The sequence below is a fragment of the Granulicella sp. dw_53 genome (assembly GCF_018449545.1).
Lineage (GTDB): Bacteria > Acidobacteriota > Terriglobia > Terriglobales > Acidobacteriaceae > Edaphobacter.
The window spans coordinates 23,593-48,813 of the sequence record NZ_JAAVUR010000001.1 but is presented as its reverse complement, the minus strand read 5'-3'; the positions used below and the strand labels follow the sequence as shown (position 1 = coordinate 48,813).

At 53.7% G+C, this 25,221-nt stretch carries 17 protein-coding genes and 1 pseudogene; 13 read left to right on the top strand and 5 right to left on the bottom strand.

Features of this window, described 5'->3' with window-relative positions; translation table 11 throughout:
- Positions 1-80: 80 nt before the first annotated feature.
- Positions 81-1,823 (top strand): ATP-binding protein, encoded by a 1,743-nt coding sequence (locus tag HB393_RS00205; RefSeq protein WP_213803131.1) that lies wholly within the window; start codon positions 81-83, stop codon positions 1,821-1,823.
- Complete coding sequence (locus tag HB393_RS00200) at positions 1,817-2,656, top strand: hypothetical protein (RefSeq protein ID WP_213803130.1); 840 nt, start codon at positions 1,817-1,819, stop codon at positions 2,654-2,656. Before HB393_RS00205 ends, HB393_RS00200 begins: the two co-directional genes overlap by 7 nt.
- A 371-nt stretch (positions 2,657-3,027) precedes the next feature.
- On the opposite strand, the gene HB393_RS00195 is transcribed toward HB393_RS00200, so the two are convergent.
- The gene (locus HB393_RS00195) at positions 3,028-4,209 is read right to left on the bottom strand and encodes a site-specific integrase (RefSeq protein ID WP_213803129.1); all 1,182 of its coding nucleotides are present in this window, start codon (positions 4,207-4,209) and stop codon (positions 3,028-3,030) included.
- Positions 4,210-4,223: 14 nt separating this feature from the next.
- Positions 4,224-4,469 (bottom strand): helix-turn-helix domain-containing protein, encoded by a 246-nt coding sequence (locus HB393_RS00190; protein WP_213803128.1) that lies wholly within the window; start codon positions 4,467-4,469, stop codon positions 4,224-4,226.
- A gap of 258 nt (positions 4,470-4,727) precedes the next feature.
- On the opposite strand from HB393_RS00190, the gene HB393_RS00185 reads away from it, so the two are divergent.
- The 3 genes from HB393_RS00185 to HB393_RS00175 all read left to right on the top strand — a co-directional run bounded on the left by HB393_RS00185 (position 4,728) and on the right by HB393_RS00175 (position 10,012).
- The gene (locus HB393_RS00185; protein ID WP_213803127.1) at positions 4,728-6,137 is read left to right on the top strand and encodes a 3' terminal RNA ribose 2'-O-methyltransferase Hen1; all 1,410 of its coding nucleotides are present in this window, start codon (positions 4,728-4,730) and stop codon (positions 6,135-6,137) included.
- Complete coding sequence (locus tag HB393_RS00180; RefSeq protein ID WP_213803126.1) at positions 6,134-8,689, top strand: polynucleotide kinase-phosphatase; 2,556 nt, start codon at positions 6,134-6,136, stop codon at positions 8,687-8,689. The genes HB393_RS00185 and HB393_RS00180 overlap by 4 nt, the downstream gene beginning before the upstream one ends.
- Before the next feature lie 81 nt (positions 8,690-8,770).
- Positions 8,771-10,012, top strand: coding sequence for a Fic family protein (locus tag HB393_RS00175; RefSeq protein WP_213803125.1), 1,242 nt, complete (start codon positions 8,771-8,773; stop codon positions 10,010-10,012).
- 27 nt (positions 10,013-10,039) lie between these two features.
- Here the strand turns inward: HB393_RS00175 and HB393_RS00170 are convergent, their stop codons facing one another.
- Positions 10,040-10,237, bottom strand: coding sequence for a helix-turn-helix domain-containing protein (locus HB393_RS00170; protein ID WP_213803124.1), 198 nt, complete (start codon positions 10,235-10,237; stop codon positions 10,040-10,042).
- A 251-nt stretch (positions 10,238-10,488) separates the two neighbouring features.
- Here HB393_RS00170 and HB393_RS00165 point away from each other — a divergent pair, with 251 nt between their 5' ends.
- The 3 genes from HB393_RS00165 (at position 10,489) to HB393_RS00155 (ending at position 12,721) form a co-directional block, all read left to right on the top strand.
- On the top strand, positions 10,489-11,478 hold the full coding sequence (locus tag HB393_RS00165; RefSeq protein WP_213803123.1) for an MBL fold metallo-hydrolase: 990 nt from the start codon (positions 10,489-10,491) through the stop codon (positions 11,476-11,478).
- 72 nt (positions 11,479-11,550) lie between these two features.
- Entirely contained in the window at positions 11,551-11,964 is a 414-nt protein-coding gene (locus HB393_RS00160; protein WP_213803122.1) for a DoxX family protein, read from the top strand.
- A 559-nt stretch (positions 11,965-12,523) separates the two neighbouring features.
- On the top strand, positions 12,524-12,721 hold the full coding sequence (locus HB393_RS00155) for a malectin domain-containing carbohydrate-binding protein (RefSeq protein WP_345944994.1): 198 nt from the start codon (positions 12,524-12,526) through the stop codon (positions 12,719-12,721).
- An 87-nt stretch (positions 12,722-12,808) separates the two neighbouring features.
- Here HB393_RS00155 and HB393_RS24990 read toward each other — a convergent pair.
- Both HB393_RS24990 and HB393_RS00150 read right to left on the bottom strand, forming a co-directional pair.
- Positions 12,809-12,992 (bottom strand): annotated as a pseudogene (locus HB393_RS24990) (IS6 family transposase); the annotation flags it as partial.
- Positions 12,993-13,118: 126 nt separating this feature from the next.
- Complete coding sequence (locus HB393_RS00150) at positions 13,119-15,275, bottom strand: glycoside hydrolase family 3 C-terminal domain-containing protein (protein ID WP_255550690.1); 2,157 nt, start codon at positions 15,273-15,275, stop codon at positions 13,119-13,121.
- Positions 15,276-17,189: 1,914 nt separating this feature from the next.
- On the opposite strand from HB393_RS00150, the gene HB393_RS00145 reads away from it, so the two are divergent.
- From HB393_RS00145 to HB393_RS00125, 5 genes are all read left to right on the top strand, one after another.
- The gene (locus HB393_RS00145; protein WP_213803120.1) at positions 17,190-18,200 is read left to right on the top strand and encodes a D-2-hydroxyacid dehydrogenase family protein; all 1,011 of its coding nucleotides are present in this window, start codon (positions 17,190-17,192) and stop codon (positions 18,198-18,200) included.
- A gap of 1,837 nt (positions 18,201-20,037) precedes the next feature.
- Positions 20,038-21,195, top strand: a complete 1,158-nt coding sequence (locus HB393_RS00140; RefSeq protein WP_213803119.1) for an MFS transporter — start codon at positions 20,038-20,040, stop codon at positions 21,193-21,195.
- A gap of 211 nt (positions 21,196-21,406) precedes the next feature.
- Entirely contained in the window at positions 21,407-22,885 is a 1,479-nt protein-coding gene (locus HB393_RS00135; protein WP_275951529.1) for an FAD-dependent oxidoreductase, read from the top strand.
- A 129-nt stretch (positions 22,886-23,014) separates the two neighbouring features.
- Positions 23,015-23,857: a LysR family transcriptional regulator gene (locus tag HB393_RS00130; protein ID WP_213803118.1), complete on the top strand. Its 843-nt coding sequence runs from the start codon at positions 23,015-23,017 to the stop codon at positions 23,855-23,857.
- A 604-nt stretch (positions 23,858-24,461) separates the two neighbouring features.
- A complete protein-coding gene (locus HB393_RS00125) occupies positions 24,462-25,064 on the top strand; it encodes a 5'-3' exonuclease H3TH domain-containing protein (protein WP_255550689.1) in 603 nt (200 codons plus the stop codon).
- The last annotated feature ends 157 nt before the right edge of the window (positions 25,065-25,221 follow it).

Sequence of the window (25,221 nt, the reverse complement as noted above, 5' to 3'; positions counted from 1 at the left end):
TTCTATAAATGACACAGCATTGTAGTTGTGGAGCAAAGTGCAAACGGCGAAGAAATCGCAAAATGGCTGAGGGCCGAAAGATGAAGATTGTTTATGTAGGAACTGACGTCAAGAAGCGCAGAAAATATTTGGATGCGAAGGAGGATGTTCTTCTACTCCTCTTTGATAGATGGGACGACTACAACTATAAGACTTCGTTCCCAACGAGTTGCAAGATCGGCAGCTCGATCGTCGATCTGGATGCAATTCGCATTCTGGTCGAGAACGAGCAGGTGACGTTTGAATACTTGGATTCTTTGCTTGAGAACGGCTGGGATGGGGTTTTTCCGCCTCCCTCCAAGCCTTTCATCTCTATACCGAACACCCTGGCATTCTATGAGCAGATTGCCGGTATCCAGGGACTGCCAGCGGCTCTCGATGTGGCTCGTAGTCTCCATGATGCCAGTCTTCTGACCCGCATCGACGAAGACTCAGATGCTCTGAAACTCGTTGGCACCCGTGGTTTCGAGAACTCACTTCAACGTGAGCAAGGTTCCATCAAGGCTTACCTCGACGGCTGGAAACTTTTCTCGAACCAAAGCATTTCCGTCCAGAATCAGATCTTTCATTTTCGGACCAGCGATGGACAGCTGTCGAAATTGGAGCTTCGATTTACTTCGGGGAGCATTTTGCCTCACGACATCAACGTGCTGATTGGTCCTAATGGTATCGGCAAATCACAACTAATGTTGCAGATTGTGACGGATTGGTTGGCCTCTCCCGAAAAGCGCAGTAAGACCGTCGGCTTCGAGTCAAGACCAAACATCAACCAACTCGTCGTAGTGTCTTACAGTCCCTTCGAGCTGTTTCCGCTCAACAGCTCATCTGAAGTATCGCGAAGGGATGAAGATGTCTATCGCTACTTCGGTCTGCGAGGTAAACGGCGTCAATTGAGCGCCACAGGAAAATCAGACGAGGTTGTTTTGTCGCGAAACATCCCGAAAACGGATGCGGCACGCTCGCTTCTTTCCTGCCTTGCCGGTGATCAGAAGTTTGTTGCGATCAAAGAATGGTCCAATCGTCTTCGGACGATGGAGAAAGTGCTAAAGACTTCCATCGATTTCGACGTGGCTGCAGTTTTCGTAGACGCCGGCATAGATGTCACGGAATTCTACAATGATGGCCTTGAGGATGGGGAGCTGGCGGTATACACGGCGGTGTTGAACGAAGGTCAAGATAACCAAGAACGCGTACGCTACATTCCGATTACAGACTTTCATGCTCCGCATCTAAAGCTGGCTGCGCTTCGTAAACATACGAAGCTCGCACACGGTATTGAATTTTTAAAAGACGGAAAGAAGGTATTTCTCAGTTCAGGACAGCGGCTATTTTCTTACATTGTGATCAACATTCTCGGAACGATCCGACGGAACTCCTTGTTGTTGATCGACGAGCCTGAGCTATTCCTCCACCCTACGTTGGAGATCGCGTTTATCAGCATGCTCAAGACGATCCTGCACAACTTTGGCTCTAAAGCTTTGATAGCAACGCACTCGGTGGTTACCGTTCGCGAAACACCACGTGATTGCGTTCACGTGCTCGACCGAACTGATGAGGGTCTCTTCATCAAGAGACCACCTTTTGAGACTTTCGGTGGAGACGTGCAGAGAATCTCGTCTTACGTGTTCGGTGACAAGTCTGTATCGAAACCATTTGAACAGTGGTTACAGTCGCAGCTTGACGCTTTGAACGGAAGTGCCGCAGCTCTGATCGAAAGCCTGGGAGCCGATGTCAATGAAGAGCTCTTAATCCAAATTCACGCGATGGGCGACGGCAAATGGTGACGCGCCTGGATGAACCTAATGTGGACGAGATTACTTACTTGGAATCAGTGGTGCAGGAGCGGCAGAACGGTAAGCACGGTAACTTTTTTGCTGGTATCAACGATGAATGGAAGACTCGGGCATCGCACTATAGACAGAACTTTGGGAACCCGGAGTTGATCAAACCTTGGGTCGCAGCCGCTGCCCGTAAAAAGACATTCAGCAATTTGTACACTTCCCCAGCGGACGGGTCGACACAGGGAGGCGTGATCGCAACACTAAGGGCACGGACCCTTCAGCTTTGCCCAGCGTGTGGGGAGGAAGGCACTCCAAACACCCTTGATCACTATTTACCGAAGGAACACTATCCTGAGTTCTCGATTCTTCCTCAGAATCTGCTGCCAATGTGCGATGCATGTCAGTTAAACAAGGGAAGTAAAACGGTTGATGGCTCCAACAGGAAGCTGTTCATTCATGGCTATTACGATACGTTCTTAGCACAACAGATCGTTGACCTAACAATCAGCGAGCCATACGATGCTCCTGCTTCGATCGAACTTGAACCAGCAATAAGCCTCACAGAGACAGAGATTGCACTGGTTCGTCGGCATTTATCAGAACTAGCAATCATCAATAGATACCACCATTTTTTTCGAGCGGAATATCTCCGACTACTTCGCATGGTTAACTCGCTACGCAGAACAGAACAGAATGTCGAGCAATCGCTTCAAAATTTTGGTGAGTTGGCCGCATTTAGGTCCGTGAACAGCTGGGGCCATGTCTTCTATAGAGGCGTGCTGTCCAATCCAGACCTCTTGGCATATCTGACGCAGCAACAATTGCCAGAAGTCTGATTTAACAGAGGAGCGACAATGCATATCCGCTGCTCGGGACTGAACGGATTCATACTAAACGGGTTGTAATGCTTGACGTGAAGACGTCAATCCCGAAGGTCATGGTTCCCTTCGAAGGTGAAAGACGAGGGAACAAATCAGGGAACGGTAAGGAAGAACACCCTGTATCCTACTGATTCCAAAGAGAGGTTAGGGATCATCTACGCCGCTATAGTTCTTTTAGAATCAGCTATTTAGCCTTCTCATAACCCAAAGGTCGTAGGTTCAAATCCTACCCCCGCAACCAATCAAATCAATCAGTTACGAGAAACGAAAAACCCAATTAAGTCCCCATTATCCCCCAATCGGAAATGGCCACTGATTCAGCCCTTCTACTGAAGGGCTGTTGTGCTTAACGCCTCCCTTCTCGATTCCATCGTTTCGCCGAATGCCAGCCCAACGACCTGGCTGTTGGCTTTGCGTTTGGAGTCGTTCATCGCCCGTCCATAGATGTTCATCGTCGTCTGGATGGAGGCGTGTCGCATCAGCTCCTGTTGCACTTTCATTGGAGCGCCTGTCTCGTCCAGCCATGAACGGTAGGTGTGGCGAAACGTATGCCACCCGATCCCGTCCGGCAGGCCGATGAGTTCGGCGACCCGGTGGAGTTGATGCTTCTTGAGGCTTTCCTGGTGGAAGGGCTTCCCGGTCTGCGGATTGGCGAAGACCCAATCTGCATCGCTGGGAAAAGCGCTGAAGGTCCGCCATTCGAGCAGCAGTCCTTCAAGACGTGGATCGAGCGGAACGTAGTCCTTTGAATATTCCGTCTTCACCGCATCTACCCTTCCGCTGACAACGCTGCGCTGAACCATGAAGGTGTGCGCTTCAAAATCGAAGTCGCCCCACTGCAGGCCAAGGATTTCGCTGATCCGAAGCCCCGTACACTGCGCCACCATGACCATCGTTCGGTACGGCTCCGCGAGATGCTTGAGCATCTCGAAGAACTGAGCCACTTCGAGGATCTGAGGCCGCTTCAGCCGCTTGCTTGCGTTCTTGACGCGCACCAAAGCGACGGGGTTTTTGCCGATCTCGATTACTCCCCATCGTTCAGCGCATTTCATAACCAGGTGCATCAAGCTTCGGATGTGGACCTTCGACTTGGGTGCCAGAGGCAGATCGCGCAGCCACTGCTCCATCGCCATCGGTTTCATCCTGTTTATCGGTTGATCGCTCCAACGCGGCCTGATGTGTTTCCGAATGTTCGAGAGATGCGACCTCTGAGTCGAGTGTCGCTCTGGCAACTCATGCTCGATGTACCGATCGAGCAGAGCCCCGAACGTCGGAGCTTCCATCTCAGCGCGTGGAGCTTCGTCGTTGAGCCGCATGAGAAGAGCTTGCGTCGCCTTGCGTGCATCGGCCTCGGTCCGGTAGAGAGCTTGATCCCCAAGGATGACGCTCTGCCTGATCCGTTTGCCAACCGGGCTGGTCTCGTAATAACGAAACTCCCACACGTCGGTACTCCGCTCGCGCTTCCGTAGCCGCAGACTGCCATATTGAAATCGTGTCCGAACAAACATGGATATTCCTCCTGTTAGTTGCGGACACAAGTGGTACTTAAAGCGTACCGCTCGGCAGTGTCGGAGTCGAGTGTGGAAGAGAAGCTATCGTGACGGCCTTCCAGGTCGGAGGCGTGAAACCGCCACAGCTTCCCGACGCGATAGCCGGTGACACGACCGCATCGCGCGAGGCGTTGCAGGGTCTTGGGGTGAATGCGAAGGATAGCGGCGGCTTGATCGCTATCCAGGAACGGTTCAGAAACTAGCTTGAATTCGGACATGGCTCGTACGCCTCCTGAACACACAATGGAACGTGCGTTTGGATTTGTCTATGGGCCAACACGACGGCTACAGCAGAGATCTTTGGCGCTCTGGAATCGTTACAGTCGCTACAGTGTCTTCTAAGGAATTCATGGGAACTCTACGGACACGATTTGCCTGTGGAAAACCAGCAAAAAATAGTTTGTGACGAGTCTTGCATGATGGTCGAGAGCCGCGATCTTAGCGTAGTTAGCCCTGTCACGTAAACTTAGTTCTCAATGCTCCTAACAGTCTCCACTACGCATCAGCCGGCAACCGATCTCGGCTATCTGCTCCACAAGAATCCGGCACGCCTCCAGACGGAAGAGCTTTCATTTGGAAAGGCCTATGTGTTCTATCCCGATGCTTCCGTTAACCTCTGCACCGCAGCTCTGCTGGTCGAGATCGACCCGGTAGCGCTCGTGCGCGGTCGAGGGCCAGCCGGTGAAGGCGGACAATTAGAGCAGTACGTGAATGACCGTCCGTATGCTGCGAATTCTTTTCTCAGCGTCGCGATGGGCCGGATATTCAGCACGGCAATGAGCGGTCGGAGCAAGGATCGTCCTGAGCTTGCGGAGACAGCCATACCGTTGACTGCCCATCTGCCAGTCATCGCGGCTCGCGGCGGTGAAGATTTGGTCAAGCGTCTCTTCGAGCCGCTGGGCTACTCCATAGAAATGCAGGGCTCACAGCTTGACGAGAAGTTCCCTGAATGGGGTGCGTCCCCCTATGTCGCATTGACCATCGCAGGTACTGTTCGGTTGCAAGACTTGCTCACGCACCTCTATGTGCTGATTCCTGTCCTCGACAATGAGAAGCACTACTGGGTAGCCAACGACGAGATCGAGAAGCTGCTGAAGCGTGGTGAAGGATGGCTTGGCACCCATCCCGAAAAAGACCTCATCGTCTCGCGCTACCTAAAACGCCAGCGGAGCCTTGCGCGAGAAGCGTTGAGCCGTTTGATGGCGGAGGACACTGCAAGCGATGAGGCAGGCGACGCGCCTTCTGTGGAGTCGCCTGTGACAGCGCGCACACCGTCCCTGCATGACCAACGCCTACAGACGGTTTTGTCAGTCATTCGGGATACAGGTGCAAAGCGCGTTGTCGATCTCGGTTGTGGCGAGGGCAAGTTGCTCAAGCTGCTTCTATCCGAGAAGCAGTTTGAGACTATCCTCGGCATGGATGTGTCTTGGCGAACGCTCGAGACCGCGAAAGAGCGCTTGCGACTGGATGAGTTGCCGGAACGGCAGCGCAGCCGCATCGACCTCATCCAGGGTTCGCTCACCTACCGCGACCAGCGGCTGAACGGGTTTGAAGCAGCCGCCATTGTGGAAGTCATCGAGCATCTCGATGCGCCTCGTCTTGCGACCTTCGAGCGCATCGTGTTCGAGTTTGCACGACCGACGCATGTCGTCTTGACCACGCCGAACGCGGATTACAACACAGTCTTTGAGACGCTCCTCGCAGGCGAGTTCCGCCACGGCGATCACCGCTTCGAGTGGAAGCGCTCTGAATTTGAAGGCTGGGCCAGCGGAGTCGCAGAGCGGTTTGGATATGGAGTTCGATTTGAGCCCGTAGGTCCAGTCGATGCAGAACGAGGGGCACCAACGCAGATGGCAGTCTTTACACAGAAGGAGGTGGCAGCATGAAGATCAGCATTCCCGAACTGTCGCTCGTCCTCCTCGTTGGCCCTTCAGGTTCCGGCAAGTCATCGTTTGGCCGAAAGCACTTCCTGTCGACGGAGGTCGTCTCCTCTGACTTCTGCCGTGCGCTCGTATCCGATAACGAAAACGACCAGTCTGCTACCGGCGAGGCCTTTGACCTGCTGCATGAGATTGTGCGTAAGCGGCTCGCTCGTGGTCGTCTGACGGTAGTCGACGCAACGAATGTCCAGCCCGAGGCACGGAAGTCTCTGATCGCACTGGCGAAGGAGTTTCATCTCTTCGCAGAGGCGATTGTCTTCGACCTCTCGGAGCGCGTGTGTCAGGATCGCAACGCGCTTCGTCCAGACCGACAATTCGGGCCGCACGTCATTCGCAACCAATCACAGCAGCTCCGCCGTTCCCTGCGCGGACTGGAACGCGAAGGCATTCGCCACGTCTTCAAGCTCTCCAGCCCCGAGGAAGTGGACGCCGTAACCATCGAACGTCACCCGCTCTGGAACAACAAGAAGACCGAGCACGGCCCATTCGACATCATCGGAGATGTTCATGGATGCTTCGACGAGCTTGTCGAACTGATGGCGCAGCTCGGCTACACCGTGAATCAAATCGATGGTGTGTATTCGGTGTCGTCCTCGGGCGACCGCAAGCTCGTCTTCGTAGGCGACCTCGTAGATCGTGGTCCAAGGACAGTTCAAGTTCTTCGTCTTGTATCCAGCATGGTGCTGTCCGGCCAAGCATTCTGCGTTCCGGGCAATCACGACATCAAGCTCGTACGCGCGTTACGAGGTAAGGACGTGAAGCGCACACACGGGCTTGCGGAAACGATGGAACAACTCGGCAATGAGTCGAATGATTTCCGCGTCGAAGTTGCCAAATTTCTCGATGGCCTCGTTAGCCACTACGTTTTCGACGACGGAAAGCTCGTTGTTGCCCACGCTGGCCTCAAGGAGTCCATGCACGGTCGTGGGTCAGGAGCAGTGCGGGAATTCGCCCTCTTTGGTGAAACAACCGGAGAGACGGACGAGTTTGGCCTGCCCGTTCGTTATAACTGGGCAGCGGACTATCGCGGCAAGGCTTTGGTGGTCTATGGACACACGCCCGTTCCCGAGCCGCTCTTCCTCAACAACACGGTCAACATTGATACAGGCTGTGTCTTCGGTGGCCATCTCACAGCGCTGCGCTATCCCGAGCGCGATATCGTCTTAGTCAAAGCGCATCAAACATACTACGAACCTGCACGTCCCTTCCTGCCTGAAGCGACCGAGACTCAGCGGCTTTTGCAGCACGCACAGGACGATGTGCTCGACCTTGCCGATGTGGTCGGCAAGCGCCTCATTGACACACGGTTGAAGCCGAAGATCACGATACGAGAAGAGAACGCCATCGCTGCACTTGAGGTCATGAGCCGGTTCGCAAGCGACCCGAAGTGGCTCATCTATCTTCCGCCGACGATGTCACCCACAGAGACAAGCAAGCACGAGAACCTGCTCGAACATCCCGACGAGGCATTCGCCTTCTACCGCAAGGAAGGCATCGCAACCGTCGTCTGCGAACAGAAGCATATGGGCTCGCGCGCTGTCGTTGTTCTTTGCAAAGACGAGGCCGTCTCGCAAAAGCGCTTCGGTGTCGTGCAAGCATCACTCGGAACGGTCTACACCCGCACCGGTCGCCGGTTCTTCACCGATGAAGCGTTGGAACATCAGTTCCTCGCCCGCCTGCAATCGGCAGTCGAGAGGTCTGGTCTATGGGATGAACTCGCCACAGACTGGCTCTGCCTGGATTGCGAGCTAATGCCTTGGTCTGCGAAGGCGCAGGAGCTGCTCCAGAAGCAGTATGCGCCTGTCGGCAATGCAGGCGTCCATGCTCTTCGAGCTGAGAGCGAACTCATCACAAAGGCGCTACTGCGCGTCCCCGGCATGGAGTCGCTCTCTACACAGACTACTAAGCGGCTCAATGCTGTTGCGCATTACACTCAGGCCTATCGGCAGTATTGCTGGCCGGTCGGCTCATTAGGCGATCTCAAACTCGCACCGTTCCATATTTTGGCAAGTGAAGGCGCAGTTCATACAGACAAGCCGCACACTTGGCACATGGAGACGATTGCTAGGCTCTGCGCTGCGGATTCGGAGATATTGTTCGCTACTCCATTCAAGGTTGTTGATCTTCAAGATGAGGCGAACACTTCGGATGCAGTTGCCTGGTGGACGGACATGACAGCTCAAGGCCGAGAAGGCATGGTTGTGAAACCTCTCAACTTCATCGCAGAGGGCAAACGTGGCATCACGCAACCTGCCATAAAGTGCAGGGGTGCGGAGTACCTTCGCATCATCTATGGCCCAGAGTATCTCCTCCCCGAGAACCTCGAACGGCTGCGTTCGCGGAACGTTGGAGCCAAGCGCTCGCTCGCAAGTCGGGAGTTCGCCCTAGGCATCGAGGCACTGGAGCGATTCGTTCGCAAGGAGCCATTACGGCTTACCCATGAATGCGTCTTTGGAGTCCTCGCGTTAGAGAGCGAGCCAATCGATCCGCGACTTTAGGCCGTTTCCCTAAAAGCTTAACGTCGCCCAACATCGGCCACAACATCGGCCAATGTTGGCGATCAGGGTGGCGTATTATCAATGGATACGGAGCATTCCAACTGGAAAACTTCGGCCATTTATCCCATGTCAGACATTGAGACTACAAGTCGAATCGAACCAGCTCTCATTGACGAGCCCTCATCCGCCATTGCGGACGTTGTTGCAGATCTGACAGCCGCCGTATCCATGCTCGGTAAATTTCTGCATCCCCTCACAGCCGCGAATTTGGCCGATGCTGTACGCATCATGAACACCTACTACAGCAATCTGATCGAAGGGCACAATACACGGCCACGCGACATAGAACGCGCTCTATCGGGCGAACTGGATCAGAATGAAGAACGCCGCAACCTGCAAATCGAAGCGGCGGCGCATGTCCGAGTGCAGACAGAGATCGACCGAATGTTTCTCCGGGGTACCTTGCCCCCCGCGACATCCGCTGGATTTGTTCAGTGGATTCACAACGAGTTTTATCGGGACGCTTCCCCGGCGATGCTCACCCTTAAGAACGAATCACGGGAAATCATGATGGTTCCAGGCCAATGGCGTTCGAGGCCAGAACACGACAATGCGGTGGGTCGGCATTTGCCGCCTTCCAGCGAACGCGTGGCGGACTTCATGCGGTATTTTGAGCAGCGGTACAGCCTATCTCAGCTTGGAACAGCGGGCCGCATCACGGCCATCCCAGCCGCGCATCACCGTCTGAATTACATTCATCCATTTCCTGATGGGAATGGGCGTGTGAGCCGTTTGATGAGTCACGCAATGGCACACCAGATAGGCATCGGAGCGCACGGGCTTTGGTCAATCTCGCGCGGCCTTGCACGAGGACTTGAGAGTCGAGGCGAATACAAAAGCATGATGGACTTGGCGGACATGCCACGACAGGGGGACTTGGACGGACGAGGAAATCTTTCGCTGAAGGCCCTGAAAGACTTTGTGCTTTGGTTTCTTCGAGTCTGCCTGGATCAAGTTCAGTTCATGTCCGGGCTGTTCGACCTGAATGAGTTGAGGCAGAGACTTCGGACCCTCGTTCAAAGAAGTAACACTCTAAAGCCGGAAGCTGCCGCTCTCTTGGAAGAGGCGCTTATGCGCGGTGAATTTGAACGAGGAGAGGTTGCGCGCATCACAGGCCTTCCAGAACGTACCGCGCGTCGCATTCTCGCTGACGTGACAGAGCTTGGATTGCTAGCATCTTCCACGCCAAAGGGTTCCGTCTCACTTCGCTTCCCAGAGAGCGCACTGGAAGAACTATTCCCAAGACTGTACCCACAAGTTTGACCGACAAAGCTCAGAACCAACCAGAGATCAAATGCTAGTCGTAGCGACACCGTCATACAGCCCATTCAAAGGCACGACTCGTACGGCGACATCCGCCCACAAGTCGCGAGCTTGGAATCTCCACAGCTTGCCAACACGGTAGGCGGTGATGCGCCCCGAACGTGCCAGTCGCTGCAATGTCTTTGGGTGGACACCAAGCAACGCCGCTGCTTCGTCGGTATTCATGAATGCTCCGCTGGATATAAAAGGACTTGGCATGGCTCACTACTCCCTATATCCACGATGCCGCGAACTACGGGGCTTGTCCAGAGGGGTGCAACGAGCAACGGATTACTTAGGACTGCACACAAACGCAATGCGTTGCGCAGCGTTGCTACCTAACTTCACACAAGCTTAAGAAGCAGGTCTTCAAAGGGAGCTGTAATCAAGTCCAGATCGGTTGCACTTCAGTGCTCGATCGAAGGAGCGAATACAGCATGAAAACCATTTTTAGGAACGCGTTCTTTGCCTTTGCTGCGGTAATGATTACTGCACTGGCTGTCGCCCAGGGGCCTGGAATTAACTACGCAAAAGTACAGTTCATTCCCCAGCAGCTCGCGCCGAATGTCTACATCCTTACCGGCTCGCCCGGCGCGGATGCTGGCCATCCCGAGGCAGCCGGCGGTCGTATCGGTATCCTGGCGGGACCGGAGAGAGTGTTGATGGTCGATGCGACCTACGCGCCTCTCTCCGATAGGCTCGCTGCTGCGATCAAGCAGATCAATCCCGGCCCAATCCGGTTTCTGATCGACACCCATTATCATCCTGACCATACTGGGGGAAATCCGAACTTTGCAAAGATGGGCGCTCTCATCTTCGCCCGCGAAGAGGTAAGGCAAGCGCTCGTCACGCCACCTCCTCCGGCAGTGCTGGCGGCAGTCGGGGACGCAGCCTCGTGGAAAGATCCTGAACGACTTCCCATTGTGACTTACAGCGCTGGCGCTCCCGTAAAGATTCATTTCGATGGCGAGACAGTGGACCTCATCCCGCTTCCGTCAGGTCACACCAACGGCGATACGATGATTCGCTTCGAGACAGCGAATGTCATCATGATCGGCGACTTCTATCGCAACTACGGCTACCCATTTGTCGATGCAACTCGCGGCGCCTCATTCAAGGGTACGCTCGAAGCCATCGATCAGTTGTTGGGTATCGCTGATGCAAATACGAAGCTCGTGCCTGGGCATGGATCGATGCCCACACTTGCAGATGTCAAAGCCTACCGCGACATGATCCTCGATATTCGAGCCAAGGTTCAGGCGATGGTGGCAAACGGAAGTTCGCTTCAACAGGTGATCGTCGCGAAGCTCACCGCTCCGTATGACGCCAAGGTTCCGGGTGGGACAGATCCCTTGCCCGCTGGCTTAGGCAATAGCGCCGATAGGTTTGTCTCGGCTCTGTACGCGGAAGCGAAAGCGACACGTTAGATTTCCCGCCGATAGGAATACCGGACGCATACGACCCTCCCCCCACATTGAAACAGTGCTCAGGAGCAGCCAATGAAAACTCTGAAGACTTTGAAGATCGCGTATTGGGCAAGCACAGGTTTGTTTTGCTGCGTGTTTCTTTTCACCGGGACCTCGTATCTGTTGCACACGCAGATTATGGATACGAAATTCCACGAAATAGGCTTTCCCTTTTACATCATGAACCTGATCGGAATTCTGAAAATAGCTGGCGCTATCACTCTCTTGGTACCGAAGTATCCAAGGCTCAAGGAATGGGCTTATGCAGGTTTCGTCTTCGACTTCGTCGGAGCAGCGTGGTGCCATTTTGCCGTTCAAGGGTTCGGCCAAGGGGTGAGGCTCGTGATTCCAATCACGGTCGTTTTCATTTCGTACTTCACCTACCACCGGCTGAACGATCAGCCGGGCCTGTCTACCCAGGTCGCCGAAGAGCATTCTGCGCTGTAGGCGATCTATTTGCTCATAAGCCCAAACAACTGATTGCTCAGAAGGAAGTGTCCCTCAAATGAAGAATGTTCCCGCGTTGATTCGCTCCAAGTTCCACCTTGCAACTCTAGTGCTCCTCTGTCTCCTTGGCGGATCGAGAATGCAACTGGTGGCCCAGGCAGTGTCCTCATCTGCCGTGGCAGAAATCGCCAATACAGAGCTTCCCGACTCGCCGATGCCGGTATCGACATCTCAGAACGAGCGCCCTGGTGCTGCATCCCAGTCATCAGCAGTCCCGTCTCCAGCGCCCAATCCGAATTATCGCCCATGAAGGTGCGCGAGAAGCTCTTCCTTTACGACTTGATTGGACCGGGAGCATTCCTCGTACCCGCGCTTCAGGCAGGTGTCGACCAAAGCCGCACGTTGAAGGTTCCATATCCTCCTGACGGATTTGTTGGACCGGGAAACCATCCTGAAATCTTCCGCTCATCATGCGAATTCCAGCGAAGATCAAACCGCCGAAACAGATGACTGCCCCGGCGTATATCGCGAAAGTTTTGCCAAAACCTACTTCTCCACTATCGGATCCCGCACCTTCAATATCAGCATCAACGGAACGCAGGTGATGACAAGTTATGACATCTTCGCCGCGGCAGGCGCCAAGAACAAGGCAGTGATACAGGAGCTTACGGAAAATGCGGACTCCTCCGGAGCTTTCGTAGTTACGTTCACTTCGGTCGTCAACAATTCTCTGCTGAGTGCAATCGAAATTAACTAGGATGCAAGATAGATAGGACCCGAGATCGCGGCTTAGCCGCGATCTTGGGTCCTATTGCACTAACTCCGTTGGGCACAGTCTGGTTCAGCGTTTGAAGAACTCCGGGGCATACCGTCGAACCCACCGCAGAATGGTCGTGCGGGCAAGATCAAGTCCACGTTCGGCCATCATCTCGACCAGATCACGGCAGCTGAGCTCGTAATGCAAGTACCAACGTACACAGAATGATGACTTCACGGTCAGAGTGACGTCCTACAAACAATTCCTCGATGCTGCGCAGCTTGCTCACTTGGCTCCTCGGTTCTCCCAAAGATCAATCTACCCCCAAAAGTTGGTTTTGTTTGCACCAGAGCCTCAATTTGTGGCGTATTCTCGGTGATCGCTTGAGGTGAGCGCACTATCGGAGCTGAAACGTTGTCTGGAGAGTGGCTTCAGATGAACCACCGGCCCACAGCGTGTAGCGTCCAGGTTCCACAATCCATTTGCGATCCGTGTTCCAGATCTGCAGTTCCCGCTGTGGTAAATTGAAGGAAACAGTTCTAGTCTCGCCAGCTTTCAGGTGGATGCGCGTGAACCCTTTGAGCTCTCTCTCCGGAGTCTCCACGCTGCTATAGTCTCGCCGTAGGTAGAGCTGCACTACATCGTCTCCGTCCTGCGATCCCGTATTTATCACATCTACTGTGACGTGTATGTTTTGGCCTTCCTTCAACGTTGGCTGTGTTACCGTCAAGCGATCGTAGCGGAAGGTCGTGTAGCTCAGCCCCCATCCAAAGGAGAACAGGGGCTTGCCATCATCGTCGACGTACTTGTGTACGCGGGACGGATCGGAGCTGTAATACACCGGCAACTGGCCGGTGCTCTTCGGGAATGTAATGGTGAGGCGGCCCGCCGGGTTGTTGTCGCCGAAGAGCGTCTCCGCGACAGCCTGACCACCGAGCTCACCCGGATACCAAGCTTCGAGAATAGCGGAAACATGCTGTTTCGCCCATTGGATCGTCAGTGGTCTCCCATTCTCAAGGACCAGCACGACTGGCTTGCCAGTAGCGACTATCGCCTCCAGCAGGGGTTCCTGGTTTCCTGGAAGATCGAGGTTCATGCGATCGAATCCCTCGCCCTCTACGCCCTGCCACTCCCCCATGCCCAGGATCACGACGTCGGCCTGCTTGGCCATCGCCACGGCCACAGAGATATCCTTCCCCTCGTCGAAGGTGACGAGCGCGTTCGGCGCCTCTTCTCGGATGCCGTCGAGCAGGCTTACGTGTTTGCCGTTCGACTCGCGCTCATAGTCTCCATAGCGCGCGATGTTTCCATTCGGACCGATGACGGCGATCTGTTTTGTGGTCTTGGCCAGTGGTAGCAGATTCCCGTCGTTCTTGAGCAGCGTCATCGATTCGCGGGCCGAACGCAGCGAGAGCGCAAGATGCGTAGGTGTGCGTTCGGCCCGCGACATGAGCGTCGGGTCAACGTAGGGGTGATCGAACAGCCCCAGCATAAACTTCACGCGCAGCACGCTGCGAACCGCGCGATCGAGATCCACCGAAGCCAGCGTGCCGTCATGTATGCAATCGATCAGTGCTTTCTGGAAGACGGCGTGATCGAAATCGTAAAACTGCATATCGACACCGGAGCGGATGGCAAGGCAAGACGCAGACTGGGGCGATGACGCAACGCGGTGATCTTCATAAAGCCTGCGAATGGCGCCGAGATCCGAGAGAGCGAAGCCCCGGAAGCCCCACTCGCCGCGTAGAATCTGCTTCAACACCAGTGGGTCCGCTGTCATCGGAATCCCGTCGATCTCGTGATAGGCGACCATGGTGGCCATGGCGTGACCTTGACGGAATGCGGGCTCGAAAGCCGCCAGCATTTCAGTGCGCATCTCGCGCTCGCCCATGTGAACGGGCGATGTGTTCTCACCACCTTCCGGAGAGCCATGTCCCACGAAGTGCTTCGGCTCGGCCACTGTCGAGTGATCGCTCGCCAGTGTCTCGCCCTGCATGCCCTGCACGTACGCCAGACCGAACTGTCCGGTGAGATAAGTATCCTCGCCGAAATCCTCCTCCACACGGCCCCAGCGCGGATCGCGCGCCAGGTCCAGCACCGGGCCCAGGATCATGCCGACTCCGTGTGACCGCGCCTCCGCGGCAATCGATGCACCGGTCTCGCGTGCTATTTCTGGGTCCCATGTGCCAGCCAAGCCGATTGGCGCAGGAAACACGGTCCCGGTATCGTAGCCGTGCAATCCCTCCTCAATAAAGAGCGCCGGAATTCCAAGCCTGTTGTGCGAGACCACCCACTTCTGAATGGCATTCGCCTGCTCTGGAGTTGGATTCAGATCATGAACGGCGCCTACGCCAAGGTTTCCCCAGATAGATTGAGCTTTTTCCGGAACGAAGGCAGCGCCCAGCGCCGCATGCGTGTCATCGGTATGCGCGCTCACAATCTCTCTCGCGCTTGAATACATGTCGAGCTGACGTACCTTCTCTTGAATCGTCATACGCAACAGCAGGTCATTGACTCGTTGTTCTAACGGAATCCGGGCATCTTGGTATTTCAATTCTACTTTTTCTTGTGCGCCTGCCAGATATGGCGATAAAAGGAACACAACCGCTGCTAAGCACCGCCTTGTTGCTTTACCTGCACGCAAATAGACCTGAATCGAGACTCTCATCTTGTCGTGTGACTCCTACCTGCTTCTGATACTATCGCCGAAGCCGCTCCTAGAAGACTACAACAGCAGTTACAACCCACTTCTAATGACGAGAAGCCGCCCTGTGATGACTGATCGGCACCTGCCCGACGGCTTTCCCAGAAACACATCTTGTCGGCAACTCGAACCACGGCAGCGGAATAAGCAGAGCTGGAAAGATATCCAGTTACTGATACTACCGCTGGCATATGTTATGGGAAGCGTCCCTTGGATAACAGCTCATAAATGGTCTCATTCGTATCTGGGTTCAGCGAGAATAGGAAGGTTTGGGGCATCCTATCGGCATTGATATTTATAGCCTAAACGGTTCAGGCTGCGATTCAGACCATTAGCAATCTGAAACCTTTTAGAACCGCCACCTAGACTACGGCACTCGTATCGACAACTGCTTGATTGTCGAAGGCGCTATCCGAACGGCTCAAACATTTGCCAATTAGCGATTTGAAAAGCTTGCGGTTTCGGCTTGAGGTAGAAATCTAGCTCAAGGAGAAATCAGGAATTACCCTTCTTGGGTTTCCCCTTATTCTGTCACTAATGAAAGAGGTCAAGCTATCAGCGGGATTTTCCAGTCCCTTGAACTCCGCAGCAATAGGGGCAATGGTGGGCTTCATCGGGTTGCCGATCTTTCAACTGTAAATGATACACAGTACAACGCCTCTGGCCCGTTCGCGCGATATCGCCATACGCATTGAACGCCGCGCCCATATCCGCCGTCGGTTCTTGCTCCAGAAATGGTGCTGTGTATCGATGATCGGGGTATTGGTCTCAATCGCAGCTTCGAGCGATTCACTTTTCCAGGCGGATTTCGGCATCGATATGATTCCTTTTAAATTCTGCAGGCATCGTTGGGTACGGGTGAGCGCGAGGGGTACAAGGCGTGCAGGCAGACTCTGCCTACTTCTGCGAGCTTGGGATAGCTACGAAGCTCTTCTGGAATCCCCCTTCAATAATTTCGGCAGCGAGGGCGAAACGGTTGGGTATCTCTGATCACCTTCCGGCAGTAACGAGCCTTGTCGCGGTAACTAGGATTCACGAGCACCTCCTGGATCAAACGCAAGTGGCCATTCACGCTCATGGATCGGCCCCTCACTGTCTATCACCCTTCAGGGCAAGTACGCCACCGGGGTGGGGATCTTCTACATCCGCCAGACTCGACGCATCGGTGTTACGGTCGAAGTAATCTTGTCATTCAGTGCCATCAATACACCAACGCATGCCGATGCCCGAGAGCATGAGGATGCAATTTTCATTTGTAAATTCGATGACCGGCGTAAACAGCACCGATATTCGAGAGACTCGCCCCCTCTCGATCTCGGATATCATAAGAGTATGGTTTCCTTCTGACCGACAACTGAGACATTCATGACGCTCACGGAAAATCCTGCTACGACTCCAAACAATTAGGGACAAAGGAATTCGAGCCTTGAAACTCTTTTACTCGAACTTCCTCTCGGACAATACACAAGCCGAGATTCGCGGCCTGGTCCAGTGGATCAAAGAAGAGTTGCATAACGAATACGAGCGGATGTTGCCTGAACAAGCGCAAAGACAATGTCGGGACTCGAGCTTAGGGTCTATTCACCCACGATCGAAGAAACCTGGAAGAAAAGTGGATAAGTCGTTTAAAGATCGACGGAAAGCTCGATCAAAAATGGCAAGAGCCGCTAGAGGCCGTAGTCTGCAATACCAGGAAAGTATCTACTGTAATCGATGGCGCTCAACATCCCCGGGACGAACAAACTGTGAAGAAGATTTGAGAGAATGGGTAACTTAGGAGACACAATCACGAAGGTTGCAGTGTTGGACGACTGGCAACGCATCGCGAAGGCGAGCACGGATTGGTCGGCACTGGCCGCTGTCGCCGAAATAACCTATTTCGAGAGGGCATTTCAGAACGAGGACGAGGTAGCTGGGGCGCTCGCAGACTTCGAGATCGTGTTATCCATGCGCGAACGCACGCCGCTTCCAGATTCATTGATCGCTCGTTTACCCAAATTGCGCATGCTGGGCATTACCGGTTCCTCTAATCCTTCGCTCGATCTCGCCGCCTGCACGGCAAGGAACATTGTTGTGTCCAGTGCGGTTGCAAACGGCGGCGGTGAGGCAGCTACAGCCGAGCTGGCTTTGGGTCTGCTTTTAGCCGCGGCTCGTGCCATTCCTGCTGCCGATGCCAATATGCGCGCAGGCTATTTCCAGGAACAATTGCCTGTAGGTCTTTCTTTGGCAGGAAAGACAATCGGAATCATCGGGCTTGGACGTCTCGGCTCACACATGGCACGCTATTGCCAGGCTCTCAATATGAAGGTCCTGGCATGGAGCGAGAATCTCACCGTAGAAAGGGCGCAAGCAGCGGGCGCAACTCTCGTCTCGAAAGAAGAGTTGTTGACGAGTTCCGATGCGATCAGCATCCATCTGGTGCTTTCGCCGCACACCCATGGGCTAATCGATGCTTCTGCTCTCGCGCAGATGAAGCCAAGAGCAATCCTCATCAACACCTCCCGTGGCCCTATTGTGGATGAAGCTGCACTGATCGAGGCTGTACACGCGCGTCAAATCATTGCCGCTCTCGATGTTTATGGCAGCGAGCCGTTGCCATCAGATCACCCACTTAGAAGTGCTCCCAACACCATCCTTACGCCACACCTCGGTTTCAACGTTCAGGAGACATGGAAAGAGTTCAAAGAGTTCTATGGAAAGAGCGTTGAGAACGCACTTGCCTTTCTCAACGGAAAGCCTGTGCGCGTTATAAATCCGGATGTCCTTCAAACCTGAGAAGTCTGCCTAGGTGCATAACCTTATGCTGACTTACATCATCTCCATATCTGCTCTTCAAACTGCGCAGACGATAGCCGAGAATATGGTCAAGACTCTAAGCGCATGAGCGCCTTATGAGTGTCTTAAATCATTTCGGCGGGTTAGACCTTGTACTTGGAATTCGAGACCTTCAACTTCGATGGCTGGCCGAGTAGCCCAACGTCCTGAAGCCGCTGTCGTTTTACGTCCTGCAGCGGACCGCCTCCGATATCGACATCGGATACCATTCAGCGACGGCGTACCACTCGGCATACCGACCTCTGAGTGTTCGTTTGAAGGTGCCAAATAATTGAGAGCCAAATTTTTCATACACCTGATGCCGCGTCAATTGCCACAAACCTGCCGAGGCCGAAATAACAAAACTGTCACAACTACTTCCCCAGCGGCACGAATTAGAAGAAGAACTTCCACCCCCGTCTACTTCGCCGCCATGAAGCGTAGCTATCGTCAATCAGACATTTGCTAATACGTCTTTTGTCGGGAAAGATCAATCGGGCAGTGCCTTCGCATCAGCACCGACGATCCTTGGTCCGCAATTATTGGTCTTGTGCAGGACATCCGCAACTAGAGCCTCGAGACTGCAGCCGTGCCTCAGGTTTACGTCCCTTTCCTCTCCTCGTTCACCTTCCTAGTGGGACCGGCGCACCAGATTTCTGTACCGATGCTGCGAGCTAGTCCCAAGGTGAGCGGAACGAAGCGCACCTCGGCACTAATATATCGGTTTCAATAACCGCCCAAATGCACGCCTAGTTCACTAGGTTAAAAGTTCTCGATCGATGGCATTCGCAGAAAACGAAAGCTCGAATTCAACTTTGTGATGTTTTTCCAGAACCTCCCCTCTCGGTTAGAACCAGAGAGCTCTTCGATTACCTATCCTGAAATTTCTACACTTCGATGTATTGAAACCATTTAGAGAACTGAAGAATTCGGCGGACTCCAACCGTGCGGAAACCCGCTCCGGGTTCAGCCTGAATACCCGCTAGTGAAGCGGGGGCGCAAACTGGAGCGCGACTAGCAAGTTCGATCTGTACCCTACAGTTCCTAACGGTGCTTCGGTATCATAAACCGCGCCAATCCTAACGCTGATACTTCTATCCTTGCAACTAAGGGAACCCAAGGCAACCGAGGTGACCACGACCACCACCACTACTGCCACGATAAGTACTACCGCTGTCACTGATAACGGTACGGATTACGTCCCCTTAACGAAAGACGACTTCTGCTATCTGAATGATAGGTTCCCACAAAACCCTGAACTGGACACTCCCAGTTTGCCTGCGACAAAGGCTGTTTTTCTGACTGCAGCTGCAACCACATCTGGAACGTGTGATGAGCTCGATTCAAAACCCAAGATAAACCGCTGGATGAGTTATCGCCCCTTTACCGCAGAGGTAATGATCAACACATCCGATGCTCGCGATGACCGTAGCCTTAGAAGCAGGACGTTCGAGGTCTTGAACGCTATGGCCCTCGGAGTCTCTGCTGTCACGGCCGTGGCTATTCGTTGGCGTCCATGCTGATTGAAATAACACTAGGGAAATTAGTTGGAGCAATACGAATGTCGCACATCCCTGAGTCGATTAAGCATCATCTCGTTAACACTGTATCTCGCGCGCACCTCTGTTTAGAGGATGACCTATCTCTTATTGTTACAGCTGAAAGAGCTAAGCATCGACTCTCACAGTCGGGTCAAAGTACATAAGAGGGCTAAAAATGCTATGAAAGAAATAGGTATAGCGGTTGATTACGATGCTTCGACAATCTACGAGTTCCTCAACCAGATGGAATTCAAGAGTTGACGCCCGAACTCCAAGCATTCGTTCTGATGCTCACCGTGGGAGTTGTCGGTTCGAACGGCTTAATGCTCAGCCCCGTACTCCCCGATGTGGCAAGATCGCTTCACACCAATACTCTCGCGATCTCGCGGGTCATGTCGACGTATGGTGGGGGCACGGCGGCGTCTGCCCTATTTCTAGCTCCTTTGATTGATAAAATTGGCGCGAGGAAATCGCTCCTTCTCGGCGCCGCCGCCTTGTTTGTCGCAACGCTGGCCAGTGCCTTCTCTTCATACCCGTATTTTCTCGCTTCCGCGCAATTGCTGGCAGGTCTGGGCGCAGGTTTGACACTGCCCTCCTGCTACGCCATGGCTACGGTAGTTGCAAAACCCGGCGAAGAGGCGCGATCGCTCGGACGTGTACTCCTTGGATGGTCCTTGTCTCTGGTAGCTGGCATCCCGGTTTCGGCCTTGATTGCACAGAGATTCGGATGGCGATTCTCTTACATCGCCTTAGCTGCATGCGCCGCCTTATCCGCTGTAGGAACCTGGCTACTGCCCGCCCACAAAGCCGTAGCTCCGGCGCCACGGCGTAGAAGCGGTATCTTTACGCTGTTAGCCTATCCAGACGTCGCGGTAGTACTCGTCGTATGTCTCGCCTGCACTGGAGCTTTCTATGGCGTCTACGCTTTTGTTGCAGATCAAGTCCGCCATACCTTAAATATCTCCGCTGGAAAGTCGGGCATGATAGTGCTCGCCTACGGGGTGGGGGTTGGATTGGGCGCCATTGCTAACCGTCTCGTCGACAGAATCGGAGCCCGCGTTCTCTTCCCCATCACCTTCCTCCTCAGCGCTTTCGTCTATGGGCTGATGGCCTTCGCAACACACTTCTTCACAGCGATTCTGGTCGTGGCGGGACTGTGGGGAATTACTGCTCATCTGTGCCTCAACATGATAGTCCTGCAGCTCTCTCGCGCCAGACCCACGGAACGTGGAGCTATCCTCGGACTTAACAGTGCGACAACTTACCTTGGAGCCATGCTGGGAACAGCGCTGGCCGGATCGATTTACACCAGAGCCGGTTTTAAAAGCCTGTCTCTCACCGCGGCTGGTCTACAGGTCGGAGCGGCTGTGCTCTTGGCAATCTCAACCTCACAGACAGCACGGCGACAGAACTAGAAACGAAGGCGAATTGCCTTTTTACTCTCCCCTCGTCTGGATCGTTAAGTACGTATGCGAACCAATTTATCTGTTCCTTGGCCCGCTTTATCGCCTGTTGTGTCTTGATTCGGAGCTCTGACCACGCCTCACTACATAACAATTTCTAAACGATCAGCCGACATGATTCCTAGATAGAGACTGTCAAATTCAATGACGGAGATTTTACGATATGAACTCTACGCCAAGACCATTCACAACGATGCCAGCTATTTTAACTGTCCTACGAGCCAAAGCACTCTTTTCGCCTCCAGCTGATACGACAGCGGCGGAGACGATTCCGAGCGATACGCCTATCGAGCGCCGCGGAAAAGCAAAGCGCGTCCTCATTATTGGGGCAGGCCTAAGCGGTCTTGTTGCGGGATTCGAACTCATGCGCGCTGGCCATGATGTCACGATCCTGGAAGGACAAATGCGCCCGGGAGGGCGGGTTCACACCTTGCGATCTCCGTTCTCGGATGGCCTCACGACCGAGGCTGGAGCAGGCCGCATACCCGCCAACCATCGATGGACTTATAAGTATATACAACAGTTTGGGCTAAAGACCATACCTTTTGCGCCTGAATCGTTGGCAACACTTGTATCCATTCAGGGGCAGCAAGTGTCTCTCACCCCTGCGACCCGACTTTCGCAACACTTCGACCTATCGAGAGAAGAGCAGGGGTTAGGACTCGCTGAGCTTGCGGAACGATATATTGTTCCCGCAATTAGAACCATTCGATCGAGCAGTGATATCACGGCTCCAGATTGGCCTCCCGCTTCTCTTCAAAAGTTCGACCAATATACACTCCCTGAATTCCTTCGCGGTCAAGGGGCATCACGAGCAGCCACGGATCTGCTGCTTTCAGGTGCTCTCACCCAAAAAGCCTCTGCCCTTTATGTACTCCGCGTCTTGGCGGCGACCGATCTCAATCGTACGGAAAAGATTCAGGGCGGGAACGATTTACTTCCGAGAGCAATCGCCGATAGGTTAGCTGATCGAATCATTTATGGATCACGCGTCGTCAGTTTTGCCGAAGAAGAATCCCGTGTAAGTGTGACCTTCTTACAAGATGGAACATACCACTCCCTGGAGGCAGATTATCTTATCTGCAGTCTTCCCTTCTCCGTCCTCCGCAACCTGGAATCGATGCCGCATTTTAGCCAATTGAAGCGGCAGGCTATTCGAGAGATGCCTTACATGTCGATGGTCAAAGTGGCACTGCAGACCAAGACCAGATATTGGGAACAGCAAGGACTAAGCGGATTCGTCCAAGCCGATTTGGCTGAAATCTGGAGTCCCGCTTGGGACCAGGCTTCGCCTCGTGGAATTTTACAGTTATATCAAGAGGGAGAGGTCGCCGAAGAACTAGACCGTATGAGTCCAGAACAGAGACTGCGCTTTGCCGCAAGTTACATCGGAAAGGTCTTTCCGGGTCTTAGTCCAGATTTTGAACAGAGCACATCATACTCCTGGCAACTGGATAAATTCGCTTGTGGAGCAGCTGCAGATCTGCGCCCCGGAGATCTGTATTCGTGGTATCCGGCCGTCGCATCCGCTGAGGGCCGAATCCACTTCGCCGGGGAACATACCTCGGCAACGCCTGCGTTCATGCAAGGGGCCATCACTTCAGGATACCGCGCGGCCACTGAAGTCAACGAACGAAGCTAGATGAACATTAGAGGTTTCCGCAATAGTTGTCATAGGATCATATGACCGATCTCGATCGTACTTCTTCCTCACGATATGCGTAGCCCCATCCCATAAAAATGGCTCTAAGTGAGATATTGTATTAACGAGATGCGGAATAATCTGGATCACGGCTTGCTGCATGCCGTGCAGATCTTGACGCGTGTTGTTGATGCCGGAAGTTTTACTGCTGCGGCTGAGCAACTGGATTTGACGACGGCTTTAGTTTCACGAACGGTTTCGTTACTGGAAAGGCGACTACAGACGAAGCTCCTCCAAAGGACGACCCGCAAACTCGTACTCACCGAGGCCGGAAAGCGTTACGTCCTTCAATGCAGACATATCCTCCAGTTAGTCGCCGAATCTGAAGAGGATGCTTCAGAAATCACCTCCGGGCCGGTTGGACATCTTCGAATATTGTGTATGGCGAACTTTGGTAAACGCTATGTGGTACCGCTAATCACCGAGTTTGTGGAACGATACCCGAAAGTGTCTGTCGAATACATTACCAGTCAATACACGCCCGATCTGATTGGACACGGCGTCGATGTCGGCATCTACATCTCACGCCAGTTGCCAGATTCAAATCAAATTGTCCAAAAACTCGGCGTTGTTTACGCGTTACTATGCGTCGCGCCAAGTTATGTCGCCCGCAATGGAATGCCGCTCCATCCTCAGGATTTATCTAAACATTCTTGTCTCCGACTCAACAATCCTTCTGCTCCGAGACAGTGGGATCTGCTGAACGGAACAGAGACCTGCAACGTCGAACTAACTGGTCCTATCACAGGTGATTCACCTGATGTGCTTATCGACGCAGCGATCCGAGGAGTAGGAATAATCCTGCTACCACCCTTTACGTTCATCGATGCTCTTCAGGAAGGCAAGCTCTTGCCCTGTCTACCAGAATGGCGCACCTTGGATTTCAATGTCTTTGCATTAATTCCGTCGTGAGACTTTCTAGACGCGAAAACTAGGGCGTGGTTGGATTTGATCAAGGAACGTATACCTCTGGCTATGAATCGCGATGAAGAGCTCTTCCGTAATCAATGGACGAGTCTGTAACAAAGTACGGTTTCCCGGGCGGCGGTGCTACACAGCCGACTGGTGCGATGTATGTCGGCTCGTACATTCAGGACGACATCAAGTTCACTCCCAAGCTTACGGTCAACGACGGCCTATCGCGGCTCCCCGTGTCTACTATCGTACCCTCCAGGACCAAGCCGGCACTCTGTGGCCACGCCAACGACGGTGCAATGATCACCGGCGCCATCGCCAGTAGTAACAGAGCTGTTCGTTTCCGGCTTTTCGTCATAATTACCTCCATAGATCACTCGTTCTCGAGCATCAAAATCATTCGTAACAGCGCGCTTTGACAATAGATTGTCCTGCCCTCGCGTCTCACAGTTGAGGGAAAAGGCACGCCAAAAATGATCCAGGATGGCGCAACTCATATAGGAGTCGCCACCGACCACGTCATTGAATCTTTCCGGAATCAGATGTGGCCAGGTTATAAACCGGAGCGGGAATCGAGCTCGAACTGCTGGCCCAATTTCCATTGCTCGAAGAGGCTCTCGGCGCTCTGGAGATAGTAATTTGGCCCATGGTCGAGTTCGAAGCTGACGATGCCCTGGCGTCAGCGGCGTTCTTAGCTGCCAAGAATGTAATGGTAGACCGGGTTTTCATCTGTACCCCCGATAAAGATCTTTCACAATGCGTTGAAGGAGCCCGAATCGTACAACTGGATCGCAGGAAACGTTTGGTTCGTGACGAGGCGGGGGTGATCGCGAAGTTTGGCGTTTCACCGGCCTCCATTCCAGACTACCTGGCCCTGGCAGGAGATGCTGCAGATGGCTACCCCGGCTTGCGTGGGTGGGGAGCGAAGTCAGCCAGTGCCGTTCTTGCGCGTTATGGCCGTCTCGAACAAATTCCCGAGGATTGGCGTGAGTGGGGACTCAGCCTTGCGGGGCCAAGTTCGCTCGCAGACACTCTTTCACAGAACCGGAAGCTGGCATTCTTGTTCCGGGATCTTGCCACGTTGCGAACCGATATTCCGCTTTTCACGTCGATTGAACAATTGAAGTGGCCCGGTCCAACCGCCGACTTCCCTGCTCTCGCCACCAGACTCGATGACTCCGTGAGATCAAAGAGAAAACCTTAAGCTGTAAGCTCCCGAATTGATGCTGCCCCTTCCGCAAGGGTGGCCCGCGCTGGGAGGTGTGTCCCCACTGAAGTCCAATGTGTAGCCAGGTCGTGGCTTTCTGAACGCTGTTCGGGGGCAGATGGGCCAGCTGTGGCTTAATTCTTCTCCAGTCACG

Excerpts from the sequence above, each read along its gene's own strand:
- HB393_RS00205 (WP_213803131.1), top strand. The coding sequence starts at position 81 with ATGAAGATTGTTTATGTAGGAACTGACGTCAAGAAGCGCAGAAAATAT.
- HB393_RS00180 (WP_213803126.1), top strand. The coding sequence starts at position 6,134 with ATGAAGATCAGCATTCCCGAACTGTCGCTCGTCCTCCTCGTTGGCCCT.
- HB393_RS00130 (WP_213803118.1), top strand. The coding sequence starts at position 23,015 with ATGCGGAATAATCTGGATCACGGCTTGCTGCATGCCGTGCAGATCTTG.
- HB393_RS00135 (WP_275951529.1), top strand. The coding sequence starts at position 21,407 with ATGAACTCTACGCCAAGACCATTCACAACGATGCCAGCTATTTTAACT.
- HB393_RS00165 (WP_213803123.1), top strand. The coding sequence starts at position 10,489 with ATGAAAACCATTTTTAGGAACGCGTTCTTTGCCTTTGCTGCGGTAATG.
- HB393_RS00145 (WP_213803120.1), top strand. The coding sequence starts at position 17,190 with ATGGGTAACTTAGGAGACACAATCACGAAGGTTGCAGTGTTGGACGAC.
- HB393_RS00185 (WP_213803127.1), top strand. The coding sequence starts at position 4,728 with ATGCTCCTAACAGTCTCCACTACGCATCAGCCGGCAACCGATCTCGGC.
- HB393_RS00195 (WP_213803129.1), bottom strand. The coding sequence starts at position 4,209 with ATGTTTGTTCGGACACGATTTCAATATGGCAGTCTGCGGCTACGGAAG.
- HB393_RS00175 (WP_213803125.1), top strand. The coding sequence starts at position 8,771 with ATGGATACGGAGCATTCCAACTGGAAAACTTCGGCCATTTATCCCATG.
- HB393_RS00160 (WP_213803122.1), top strand. The coding sequence starts at position 11,551 with ATGAAAACTCTGAAGACTTTGAAGATCGCGTATTGGGCAAGCACAGGT.
- HB393_RS00200 (WP_213803130.1), top strand. The coding sequence starts at position 1,817 with ATGGTGACGCGCCTGGATGAACCTAATGTGGACGAGATTACTTACTTG.
- HB393_RS00170 (WP_213803124.1), bottom strand. The coding sequence starts at position 10,237 with ATGAATACCGACGAAGCAGCGGCGTTGCTTGGTGTCCACCCAAAGACA.
- HB393_RS00190 (WP_213803128.1), bottom strand. The coding sequence starts at position 4,469 with ATGTCCGAATTCAAGCTAGTTTCTGAACCGTTCCTGGATAGCGATCAA.